Genomic DNA, 11,552 nt, shown 5'->3' with positions numbered 1-11,552 from the left:
TATGACTCCATTCTCATAGATGTATTACTTACTTCTTTATTGGGTTGATAAACATTCGCCATAAACGGAACATAGTTAAAATCACCAACCGTTAAACCATCTTCTTTTGCAAAGAAGCCGCTACCACTATTTCCAGCAAAATAATTACCACGACTACGATAAGCATAAGCTGCTAATAAATCAAAGTTATCCTGCTTTGTAGCAACAGCAACCCTAAATGCTTTATCTTCTAAATTATTTAAATCATTTCCTTTGGTTTCTGGCACGATTGCAGATAAAGGATCTGAGTAAACAGAACCCGTCCAGGCTATTCCTGTTTCCTCAACGACATCACGATAATCTTGTCCTGCATAAGATTTGGGAATACGTTCTTTTGTTGTATTCGTACTGCCCTCTAATTTAATCTCTATACCGTATTTTTCTCCTGGGCGGACAATATCATCAACCTGTAGTGTTGTTGCAGCTACCCCTCCTCCAATCCCTGTCCTTACATCCCTATTTAATCCAGAACCTTTTATAATTGAAATACTACTGATCAAATTTGGATCGATGTAATTTCGATTATTTGCTCCATTATAACCACGCCATACCGTTAAAGCCTGTTCTGTACCATCAATCGTTACCGGTACACGTCCTTCGCCCTGTACTCCCCGGATATTCGGATCTAAAGCACCACTATTGCGGGCATCACCACTATACACATTGGCCATACCTTTAAATAAATCAGATGGTGTAGTGCCTTTAAAACGTTCAATCAGGTCTTTTCCTGCGTAAACTGTACTGTAATTTTTATCATATACATCATCATAGCCTTGTGTATCCCGATCTTTCTGACCATAGATAACTAGAGGTGCAAGCTGGACTGCTTCTTGTTCTGTGCGCTGATCATTTTCTTGTTGTTCTATCTTATTATTGTTATTGGCAGCTTGGCTTGCATTTGTAGCAACCGGATGGGATGCCGTTGTTTGAGTCTGTGCTGTAAGAATTGGTGCATCACGCAGGATATAACCTGCCGGAGTCTTTTGGATCTGGAAAGGTTTTCCTGCCAGTAATTTTCCAAACGCATCTTCAACGCTATATTGCCCACTTAATCCGGCAACCTGATAAGCATTGGTTTTTTTGGCATCAACCAGTAAGCTAACGTTTGCTTGTTGTGCAACTGTATTCAGTGCATCAGTTAAACTACCTTGTTTTATTTGATACTGTGATGTTGTTGCCGGTGCAGCATAAACAGGGATAGCGGCCATTGAAGCAGCCAAAGCCATTGAAATACCAAGGCTTAATTGTTTGAGCGTTCGTTTAGGTTGATGATTTTGCATGCGATGCCCCGAGCAATCGATCAAATGATAATCATTTACCAAATTGATCTAAAAAAAATTCTTGTTCCTTATTTAATATGACGAATAGTGAAGCAAAAACACGCAAACAAATTTAAAAAAATTACAGAAAATTCATTTATTGTTTATTTTGTAAATTTATAGCCATTTTAACAGTATACTCATTTATGCTTTTGGAAACTATTAGACCTATACACTTTAAGAAGATAAGAGCTTGTTGCAAAAGGTAATTAATGCACAGAAAATACTGAATTTTGGGCATCAAAACGCCATGTACGGACAATTCTTAACTCACTAATACCTTTCATTCCAGCATCGAATGCACCAAATGGCATGGCTTTACGCACGGAGGCTTTAGCGGCTTCATCTAGAATCGGATTGCCAGAGCTGTCCAATAAATGTAATGCACGTAACCCACCCTGTGAATTAATAATGACCATCAAGCGCACTTCACCTGATAAATCCTGTTGTCTGGCTGCATCCGGATAATAGCGATTACCAAACATTTCAACTTTTTGTCGAAACCGATCCAGATACGCAGCCGAAGCATCTTGTTTGGCACTAATGCCTGTGACGGTTTTAATTCTTTGTTGTTTACTGTATATCTGCTGACGCTGTGCATACTGTGCTTCAATGCTGGCAATCATGGCAGCGCGGGCCTGTCGCTGGCTTTGAATTTCATCCTGTTGCTTTTTTCTTTGCTGTTGCTGCTGTTGTTTTTGCCAACTCAAGGTCGTCATCAACATTCGTTCTTCAAAACTTAATTGTTGTTTTTGTGCCAGTTGTTCTAGCATTTGCTGTTCTTCTTCGCCCATTGAGCTATCTGGAGCGTTTAATGGAATCGGTGTGGTCTGGGCATGAACCTGTTTAAGTTCGCCATCCCCTTTTTGATTGGCTTGTGCCAAAAGGTCAGCTTTTTCAATTTTTTCAGGAGTGAGGTGTACTGCAACTGTAACATCCTTAACTGAAGCCTCAGGTGAATGATTGACCACAAAATGAATGCTTAACAATATTGCATGACAAATCACCGCCAAACCCAATGCCAACAAAAACACCGGATCCTGCCACCACTTTCTGGAAATTCTAGTGAAGTTAAAGCTAGGCCAGAATTGCATTTTCATGTGACAGAACACACCCCTTTACCAAAAATTATTGAAAAAATCACATTTCTATTCATATAATTACTCAGCGATATAAACGGTTTTTCCCAAAAATCAATTGTTTTGATATGAGAAAGAACCTTGCTGATACAGTTAGTCACCTATTTTAAGCACAATACTCTATACTGAAAATATTTCTTTTTTCATTATTTACTTATCAGTTAGCATTAGCAATGGATCAGACAAGCACAATGGCGAATATTTTTTCTAAAATTACTTCTTCTGTACAGCAAATTTATCGACATGCTGAAGGGTTTATTGAGGAAGAAAGAGATTTTTCAATTTCTCAGAATATGCTCAATTCGGCCTTGCAACGTTACGTTACAGATAATGTGGGATTACTTAAAGATTTACATGCCGAAATTGATGAAGACTGGTTACGGTTATATGCCACAGTAGATGTCGCAGGAATTTATGCTGCCTTATCTGTAGATCTAAAACTGGTACAAATGGTCATTAATAAAAAAAGTCAGTTAATTGTTTTTGAGCAAATTAGCCCAACACAAATTATTGAGGCGCGCTTTGACAGTAAGTTTAAAAAATGGGGAACTCATGCGGCGTTATTTTTCTTTAGAAAAATTTTAGGAAAAGATCCTTTAGGGCCAATTTTACAGAAATATAATATTATCGATGTTAAACATGGATTGCTGTATCTGGATTTAAGTCGCTGGCTAAGTAAATTTGATGCTTTACGCAAATTTAATATTAATCATGGTGTGCTTAAACCCAAAGAACTGATTGTACATGCCAATGTAAATCTAGCGGCATTATTGAATCGGGATAAGGACGATATGCTGGAAATTATGGCCAAAGATCAGCAAAAGGATAATATAGAAGAAAAGAAAGTTGATACCGATAAACTCAACACTGAAAAAGCATTGCCAAATCAGGATTAATTATCCAAGATCGGTTTATAATATTTCACACCCTGATACATTTTATACATCGTAATTGATCTGAATGTTTTTTAAGGTAAAAGTTATCTCAACAAATTGAAAATAGAGGCTCGTATGAAAAATTTATCTGCTGTAGTCCGTGGCGTTGCTTTATCAACGATAACAGCAGCAGGTCTTGGTTTTGCTGTATCAAGTCACGCGCTTAGCCCTTTTCAAGCAACTTATCAATTTAGCTATAATAATAAGAACATGGGCGATGCCACACGCCAACTTTCCCGCAATGGCAATGTTTGGACCTATCAATTTAATGCCAAGATTCCACTTATCGGGAATGCCTCAGAGGTCAGTAAATTTTCTATTGGCAATGGTCGTATTCAATCTATCAGTTATAATCGCCAAACTAAAATTCTAGTACATTCAGATACTGTCAGCCTGAACTTTAAACCACAACAAAAACAAATTGTAACTTCTCGTAAAGGCCAACAACGCGTATTGACGTGGAAACCCGGCGTACTAGATGACCTTAATGCCGAATTACAGGTACGTGAGGATTTACAAAATGGTGGCATAAAATCCAGTTATCCGATTGCCAGTTATAAGGCAGTGGAAAATCGCCAATTTGTACGTCTTGGTGCCGAAAAAGTCAAAGCCGCAGATGGTAAAACCTATGACACTGTTAAAATTCGTTTAAAACATAGTAGTGATAAACGTAATACCTATTTCTGGATTGCACCAAGTCTGGATTATCTGCCAGTCAAAGTGACACATCAGGACGAAAAAACCAGTTATAGCCTGTTATTAAAGACACATGGCTAGATTTTTTTCAGAATTCCGGCATGGTGACTTGCTTTTTTAGAAAGGGTTTTTAAAATATGCCTTTGCTTTAAAAGCACCCGCCTTAGAGGATTTCTTCCGTGCATGCACTAGAACAAAAAATTCTGACCGAAGGTATTGTCCTTTCTGATCAGGTTCTAAAAGTAGATGCCTTTTTAAACCATCAAATTGATCCAAAACTGATGCAACAAATTGGTGTTGAATTTGCCCAGCGTTTTAAAGCTGCCGGGATCAGCAAAATTGTCACCATTGAAGCTTCAGGAATTGCACCAGCCGTGATGGCCGGTCTGGAACTTGATGTCCCGGTAATTTTTGCACGTAAATATCAGTCGTTAACGCTTAAAGATGATTTGTATCGTTCTAAAGTGTTTTCCTTTACCAAGCAAACCGAAAGCACCATTGCCATTTCAAAAAAACATATTGCTGCGGATGATCATGTATTAATTATTGACGATTTTCTGGCAAATGGTCATGCAGCTTTAGCATTGGTTGATCTCATTCAACAAGCAGGCGCAACTGTATGTGGTATTGGCATTGTGATTGAGAAATCTTTTCAGAGTGGTCGCCAATTACTGGATGAAAAAGGTTTTCATGTAGAATCCTTGGCACGAGTCAAATCATTGACTGAGGGTCAGGTCACTTTTGTAAGAGAAGAGAGCAATTAAAGCTCTCTTTTTTATGATAAAAATCGGTATTATTTTGCCAATTGTTGTACTAATTGTGCCAAGCGCTCACCCTGAATAATTGCCAATTTTTTTTCATCTTCAGAAATGTCCTGATCATGGCGGGGACCACTGACATGACTCACACCGTAAGGTGTGCCACCGGTCTTGGTATTAGATAATGCTGCGTGTTGATTACTCAACCCCATCATTAACATCCCATGATGTAATAATGGCAAATACATACTGAGCAAAGTCGTTTCCTGCCCGCCATGCATTGAGCCTGTGGATGTAAATACACTGGCAGGTTTGCCATGTAATGCGCCACTGAGCCACAGACTCGTGGTTTGATCCAGAAAATATTTAAGCGGACTGGCCATATTCCCAAAGCGGGTTGGACTACCCAGTGCCAAACCGGAACAATTTGCCAGCTCATCCAGCGTACAGTAAATATCTCCCTGTTCCGGAATGCTGGCCTGTGCTTGTGCCACTACCGGAAAAATCTCAGGAACAGTGCGAATTTTTACGTTTACACCCTGATTTTCAATTCCTGTAGCAATATGATGGGCAATTTTTTTTGTGCTGCCATATTTGCTGTAATACAGCACCAATACATAAGATTGTGTCATCTTCATTCACTAAATTACACGACTTACGTGAAATCATACGCAATTTTGAACAAGTAATGTTAGTCTATTTGCTTCAAGCCACTCAAATAATGAATTTAAAATGATGAGGACGCTCAATGCTCAATAAAATCAAAGCCTCAGCAATCTGGAAAAAACAATGGGTTCAATTTTTGCTGTTTGTCATTAAACGTTTCGAGGCAGATCGCTGCCGTGAACAAGCGGGTGCGTTGACCTATACCACACTGTTTGCTGTTGTCCCTATGCTGACCGTGTTTCTGGTTATTGTTTCTTCAATTAATGCCTTACAACCTGCTCGTCAGCAATTACAAGTCTGGATTTACAGTAATTTTTTACCCAAAAGTTCAATTGCTTTTGATAAGGCATTAGATGCTTTCACAGAGAAATCCAGCAATTTGACTGTTATTGGGATTATATTTTTATTTATTACCACAGTGATGATGCTTTCAAGTATTGAAGAGGCATTTAACCGCATTTGGCGAGTCCGACAATCACGTGGTGGTATTGTCGGATTTATGCGTTACTGGACGATTATTTCTTTGGGACCAATCATTCTCGGTACAGCATTCGTATTATCATCAACAGTAACCTCCATGAACTTACTCAGTAATACAGTTGAAGGTTATGAACTGGATTTTGCTTTTATTTTATCCGCGACTTCTTTCGCTCTAACCTGTATCGGGATTAGTTTATTGTATTGGACAATTCCAAATCGAAGTGTCCCGATCCGGTCTGCATTTATTGCCGGGATTATTACCGGCATTGTATTTACACTGATCAAACATTTATTCGGTTTTATCATGAGTAACTTCACCAGTTACCAGTTAGTTTATGGCGCATTTGCTGCCGTACCGATTTTTTTATTGTGGATTTATACTTCATGGGTTGTATTGTTATTTGGTGTAGAACTAAGCTATGGCATTACTGCCTTTCATTCTGATAAAACCATTACCCGTCATCCAATCCTCATGTTACTGGATATCTTAAATTTATTTTATCAAAAACAACAAGAAGGCAAGGCAGTCAAGGATGAGGAGGCATTGGATATTCTTGGTCGCGGAGAAATCGGTCGTTGGCCGTATTATATCGAGCTACTAGAAAAACAACATCTGATTGCCCGAACAGAAAATGATGAATATGCATTAATTCGCAATCTGAGTCAGGTAGATTTTTGGAGTTTTGTCAGTGAATTGCCTTATCCATTACCGCATCGCAAGGATCTGGGGAATGTACATCCTGATGACCATTGGATGAAAGTCATTGGTCCAACACTGGCAGAGTCTGATGATTATCTGGCAGCAAAACTGGCAATCCCCTTAGATCGTATTTTTGATCATCAATAACACTATTTTTTGTGAGGTAATTTACCCCGACAAAAATCACTGACTTTCAAGTCACGGACAATACACTTGAAAGTCTTGTGTCCCTGCCATAGATATAGCAGCATAAACATAGATTAAAAGCTTACATCAGGAACTGGTCTAACCAGAATTGAGGAACGATGACATGCCACAATACAAAGCCCCTTTACGTGATATGCAATTCGTATTACATGAATTATTAAATATTGAACAACACTATGCCAGTTTACCTGCATTTGCAGATACCGTAAGCCGTGAATTAGTCGACCAGTATCTTGAAACTGCGGCAGACTTTTGTGAAAACGAATTAGCTCCGTTAAACCAGATTGGCGACCGGGAAGGCTGTCAATGGCATGATGGTGTAGTGACGACACCAACAGGATTTAAAGAAGCCTATCAAAAATATATCGAACTTGGTTTTCCTTCTCTAACCGCAGAAGAACAATATGGCGGACAAGCTTTACCAAATTCATTAGGCAGTGTCATTTCAGAGATGGTTGGCTCATCCAACTGGGCTTGGGGAATGTATCCGGGGCTTTCACATGGTGCCGTGCGTACAATTGAACATCATGGCTCAGATCAACAAAAAAATACCTATTTGCCAAAACTGGTCTCTGGCGAATGGACTGGAACCATGTGTCTGACCGAATCTCATGCTGGTTCCGATTTGGGAATTATTCGCACCAAAGCTGAACCGAATAGCGATGGTAGTTATGCAATCAGTGGCGAAAAAATCTTTATCTCTGCCGGGGAACATGACATGGCAGAGAATATTGTTCATATTGTATTGGCACGTCTACCGGGCGCACCGAGAGGCACCAAGGGAATTTCCTTATTTATCGTCCCGAAAATCAACGTCAATGCTGATGGTAGTCTCGCTGAACGTAATGCAGTACGCTGTGGATCTATCGAACATAAAATGGGTATTCATGGTAATGCAACCTGTGTAATTAACTTTGATCAGGCAAAAGGTTACTTAATTGGCCCGGAAAATCGCGGTCTTAACTGCATGTTTACTTTTATGAATACTGCTCGAATTGGCACAGCAATTCAAGGCTTGGCTGCATCAGAATCATCTTTTCAAGGTGCTGTGACTTATGCAAGAGAACGTCTGGCCATGCGCGCGTTGTCTGGTGCAAAAAACCCTGATAAAGAAGCCGACCCAATCATTGTGCATCCAGCCGTACGTAACCTGTTATTAACCCAAAAAGCATTTGCAGAAGGTGGTCGTGCACTGGTTTATTTCCTGTCGCAATATGCTGATCTTGTCGAACATGCGGCCACAGAAGAAGCACGTCAATCTGCGGATAATATCTTGTCATTTCTGACACCGATTGCCAAAGCATTTTTAACCGAAACAGGTTATGAAGCTGCCAATAAAGGTGTTCAGGTCTTTGGTGGACACGGCTTTATATCCGAGCATGGCATGGAACAAATTGTTCGTGATACCCGTATTGCCTGCCTATACGAAGGAACCACTGAAATTCAGGCACTAGATTTATTAGGCCGTAAAGTATTGCAAAGCAAAGGTGCCTTGCTTAAAGACTTTATTCAAATTGTTACCCAGTTCTGTGAGCAACATAAAGACAATGCTCAACTGGCAGAATTTATTGCACCACTTGCCACACACCTAAAACAATGGGGCGACATTACCAATCAAATTGGTGCCAAGGCGCAAGAAAATCCAGACGAAGTCGGTGCTGCTGCGGTAGATTACCTATACTTCTCAGGTTATGTAACACTAGCCTATTTTTGGGCAAATATGGCTGCGGTTGCACAGCAAAAGCTAGCTGAAGGCTCTACTGAAACAGCATTCTACGGTGCAAAAATCAATACAGCAAAATTTTATTTCAGTAAAATTCTGCCACGTACTCGCGCACATACTGCCATCATCAACACTGGTGTTGGCACGTTAATGGCATTATCTGCGGATGATTTTATCATCTAAAATCCCCGGATTTTTTTGCAAGAATTCATGAAAGGCTGATGTTAAACCGTCAGCCTTTTATATAAAATATTTAGGAATAACAGTAAACCAAAAGCAATTTAAGGGAAAATTGAACACCTTAAACTGGTAATAAAACGATAGGAACAGGTGAAAATTATGCCAATTTATAATGCACCATTAGCCGATATGCGCTTTATCCTCAATGAGGTATTTAATGCGCCACAATTTTGGCAAGCCAATGAAAAACTTGCACATCTGGATAGTGCAACTGCTGATGCCATTCTTGAAGAAATGGCAAAATTTACACAAAATATTACCTTGTCCATTAACCGCTCGGGCGATGAAGAAGGCGCGCGTTTTGAAAATGGACAAGTTTACACTGCGACCAACTTTAAGGACGCTTTTAAACAATATGCCGAAGGTGGCTGGATTGGCCTAAGTGCTGATGAAGAATGGGGCGGTCAAGGCATGCCAAAAATGCTGACAGTATTGGCAGATGAAATGTTATTTGCCACCAATCCTTCTTTTATGCTGTACCCTCTTCTTTCTGTTGGTGCAGGCATGGCTCTTAGCAGTTATGCATCACAGGAACAAAAGGAAAAATACTTACCGAAAATTTATTCCGGTGAATGGACAGGAACCATGTGTCTTACCGAGCCTCATGCAGGTACAGATTTGGGCATAATCAAAACCAAAGCAGAACCAAATGCTGATGGTAGTTATCACATTACTGGTACTAAAATATTTATTACCGGTGGAGATCATGATCTTACTGAAAATATCATTCATCTGGTTTTAGCCAAAACTCCAGATGCACCCGCAGGTTCCCGTGGAATTTCCCTATTTATCGTACCGAAATATCTGGTTAATGATGATGGTCATCTGGACGAACGTAATGCCGTTGGTCCTGGTTCGATTGAGCATAAAATGGGCATCAAGGCTTCTGCCACCTGTGTCATGAATTTTGACGGTGCTAAAGGGTATCTGGTAGGTAATGAAAATGAAGGGCTTGCTGCCATGTTCGTTATGATGAATTATGAACGCCTATCCATGGGCATTCAAGGCTTAGGGGCTTCGGAATTTGCTTATCAAAATGCTGCACAATATGCAACAGACCGTTTACAGGGACGCAGTGCCTCAGGAACGCAATCCCCGCAAAAACCGGCTGATAGTATTTTGGTTCATGGTGATGTACGCCGTATGCTACTAAACGCACGTGCCAACAATGAAGCTTCCCGAGCTTTCGCTGTCTATGTTGCCCAGCAACTCGACATTACCAAATTTTCTACAGATGCCGAAGCAATTAAAATTGCCAATGATCGTGTTGCACTGCTCACACCCATTGCCAAAGCTTATCTGACCGACACAGCTTTTAACGCTGTTCTCGATGCTCAAATGTGTTTTGGTGGACATGGTTATATCCGTGAGTGGGGATTGGAACAATGTGTTCGTGATTTACGTATTGCACAAATTTACGAAGGAACCAATGGCGTACAATCACAGGACTTAATTGGTCGCAAAGTGATTAAAAATGATGGCGCATTTATTCAGGCTTTCATTGATGAAATTCGTGAAGAAGTTAACCAACTGCCATCAGAACTCAACTTTATCAAGGACGTAACACTAGACAGTGCTACAGAAATTGAAGTGATCACACGCTATATTATCGACACAGCGCACGAGGATGCCAACTTTTCCAATACCGTTGCTGTAGATTATTTACATGCTGTTGGCTTACTTAGCTTTAGTTACATGTTTGCAAAAATTTGCCATGCTGCACTGGATAAACAGACAGAGTTTTATCAAAACAAATTAATGCTGGCACGTTATTTCGTCGCCCGTATTTTGCCGGATTTGAAATTACGCATTATGCGCATTCAAAGTGGTAGTGATATCATCATGCACTTTGATCAAGATTATTTCACTACACAATCTTAATCCTCAGAGGATTAGATCAAATCGCTCATTAAAATTATGGGCGATTTTTTTATCACTTCTACGCAAAATCTGTTATTTTTTAACAATCGTCGTTTTTTATTGATGACACTTTTTATAGACTTAAACATCATGCCACGGTGAAGCATTGTTTAGCTTGAAACCTGCGATTTCTTATCATTTTTAGCTTGGGTAAAATAATGAAAAAACAGACTTTAGATAAATTAGATAAATTTCTCGATGAAATCGGTAATTATCTGGTTGGCGCATTTCATTATCTGATGCTATTAATGATTGGTGCCATGATTATCTGGTCTGCCAGTCACACAATTATTGAAATTTTTACAGTTAAAAACTTTGCGTCGATTGACGATATTTTATTACTATTTATCTATCTGGAACTGGGTGCAATGGTTGGCATTTACTTTAAAACTAACCACATGCCTGTACGCTTTCTGATTTATGTCGCCATTACCGCCCTCACTCGCTTGCTAATCTCCAATATTCAACATGAACATAAAGCCGATATGGGACAATTAATTATTACTGGTGCGATTTTATTACTGGCAGTGGCCATCCTTATTGTGCGCTATGCATCATGGCATTATCCATCGGTTGTACGACAAAAACATAATGAACACAATATTCCAAATGGCAAAACTCCTCGTCCTGAAGATGATGAACTGGCCTGAATAACATTCAATATAAACTAAAACTCAATTGAGTCGGTAAATCTACCACAAGCCGAACAAATTTTCGTATAATCGTCTGC

Annotated in this window: 10 protein-coding genes; 7 read left to right on the top strand and 3 right to left on the bottom strand. The window is 39.7% G+C overall.

Annotated features, from left to right (window positions below; all coding sequences use genetic code 11):
• Positions 1–1,319, bottom strand: a 1,319-nt coding sequence (locus F4V57_RS08925) for a TonB-dependent receptor plug domain-containing protein (protein ID WP_150330551.1), incomplete at its 3' end; no start/stop codon positions are given.
• A 248-nt stretch (positions 1,320–1,567) separates the two neighbouring features.
• Positions 1,568–2,458: an energy transducer TonB gene (locus tag F4V57_RS08920; RefSeq protein WP_227515685.1), complete on the bottom strand. Its 891-nt coding sequence runs from the start codon at positions 2,456–2,458 to the stop codon at positions 1,568–1,570.
• A gap of 230 nt (positions 2,459–2,688) precedes the next feature.
• Between F4V57_RS08920 and F4V57_RS08915 the strand changes: the two genes are divergently transcribed.
• From F4V57_RS08915 to F4V57_RS08905, 3 genes are all read left to right on the top strand, one after another.
• Entirely contained in the window at positions 2,689–3,393 is a 705-nt protein-coding gene (locus F4V57_RS08915) for a hypothetical protein (RefSeq protein ID WP_070069811.1), read from the top strand.
• A 114-nt stretch (positions 3,394–3,507) separates the two neighbouring features.
• On the top strand, positions 3,508–4,209 hold the full coding sequence (locus F4V57_RS08910; protein WP_070069804.1) for a DUF3108 domain-containing protein: 702 nt from the start codon (positions 3,508–3,510) through the stop codon (positions 4,207–4,209).
• Between the two features lie 98 nt (positions 4,210–4,307).
• Positions 4,308–4,892 carry a xanthine phosphoribosyltransferase gene (locus F4V57_RS08905; protein ID WP_070069803.1) on the top strand — a complete coding sequence of 195 codons (585 nt, stop codon included), beginning with the start codon at positions 4,308–4,310 and terminating at the stop codon, positions 4,890–4,892.
• Positions 4,893–4,921: 29 nt separating this feature from the next.
• Here the strand turns inward: F4V57_RS08905 and wrbA are convergent, their stop codons facing one another.
• Entirely contained in the window at positions 4,922–5,524 is a 603-nt protein-coding gene (gene wrbA, locus F4V57_RS08900; RefSeq protein WP_081409200.1) for an NAD(P)H:quinone oxidoreductase, read from the bottom strand.
• Between the two features lie 110 nt (positions 5,525–5,634).
• Between wrbA and F4V57_RS08895 the strand changes: the two genes are divergently transcribed.
• The 4 genes from F4V57_RS08895 (at position 5,635) to F4V57_RS08880 (ending at position 11,472) form a co-directional block, all read left to right on the top strand.
• Positions 5,635–6,879 carry a YihY family inner membrane protein gene (locus tag F4V57_RS08895; RefSeq protein WP_070069801.1) on the top strand — a complete coding sequence of 415 codons (1,245 nt, stop codon included), beginning with the start codon at positions 5,635–5,637 and terminating at the stop codon, positions 6,877–6,879.
• 163 nt (positions 6,880–7,042) lie between these two features.
• Positions 7,043–8,845, top strand: coding sequence for an acyl-CoA dehydrogenase C-terminal domain-containing protein (locus tag F4V57_RS08890; RefSeq protein WP_070069800.1), 1,803 nt, complete (start codon positions 7,043–7,045; stop codon positions 8,843–8,845).
• 156 nt (positions 8,846–9,001) lie between these two features.
• Positions 9,002–10,783 carry an acyl-CoA dehydrogenase family protein gene (locus F4V57_RS08885; RefSeq protein ID WP_070069799.1) on the top strand — a complete coding sequence of 594 codons (1,782 nt, stop codon included), beginning with the start codon at positions 9,002–9,004 and terminating at the stop codon, positions 10,781–10,783.
• A 197-nt stretch (positions 10,784–10,980) separates the two neighbouring features.
• Positions 10,981–11,472, top strand: a complete 492-nt coding sequence (locus tag F4V57_RS08880; RefSeq protein WP_070069798.1) for a phosphate-starvation-inducible protein PsiE — start codon at positions 10,981–10,983, stop codon at positions 11,470–11,472.
• Positions 11,473–11,552: the final 80 nt, after the last annotated feature.

This window comes from Acinetobacter qingfengensis, assembly GCF_008693185.1.
Taxonomy (GTDB): domain Bacteria; phylum Pseudomonadota; class Gammaproteobacteria; order Pseudomonadales; family Moraxellaceae; genus Acinetobacter; species Acinetobacter qingfengensis.
The sequence above is the reverse complement of the archived record's forward strand: the minus strand, read 5'-3'. Positions and strand labels throughout refer to the sequence as shown.

Excerpts from the sequence above, each read along its gene's own strand:
- wrbA (WP_081409200.1), bottom strand. The coding sequence starts at position 5,524 with ATGAAGATGACACAATCTTATGTATTGGTGCTGTATTACAGCAAATAT.
- F4V57_RS08915 (WP_070069811.1), top strand. The coding sequence starts at position 2,689 with ATGGCGAATATTTTTTCTAAAATTACTTCTTCTGTACAGCAAATTTAT.
- F4V57_RS08885 (WP_070069799.1), top strand. The coding sequence starts at position 9,002 with ATGCCAATTTATAATGCACCATTAGCCGATATGCGCTTTATCCTCAAT.
- F4V57_RS08895 (WP_070069801.1), top strand. The coding sequence starts at position 5,635 with ATGCTCAATAAAATCAAAGCCTCAGCAATCTGGAAAAAACAATGGGTT.
- F4V57_RS08890 (WP_070069800.1), top strand. The coding sequence starts at position 7,043 with ATGCCACAATACAAAGCCCCTTTACGTGATATGCAATTCGTATTACAT.
- F4V57_RS08920 (WP_227515685.1), bottom strand. The coding sequence starts at position 2,458 with ATGAAAATGCAATTCTGGCCTAGCTTTAACTTCACTAGAATTTCCAGA.
- F4V57_RS08880 (WP_070069798.1), top strand. The coding sequence starts at position 10,981 with ATGAAAAAACAGACTTTAGATAAATTAGATAAATTTCTCGATGAAATC.
- F4V57_RS08910 (WP_070069804.1), top strand. The coding sequence starts at position 3,508 with ATGAAAAATTTATCTGCTGTAGTCCGTGGCGTTGCTTTATCAACGATA.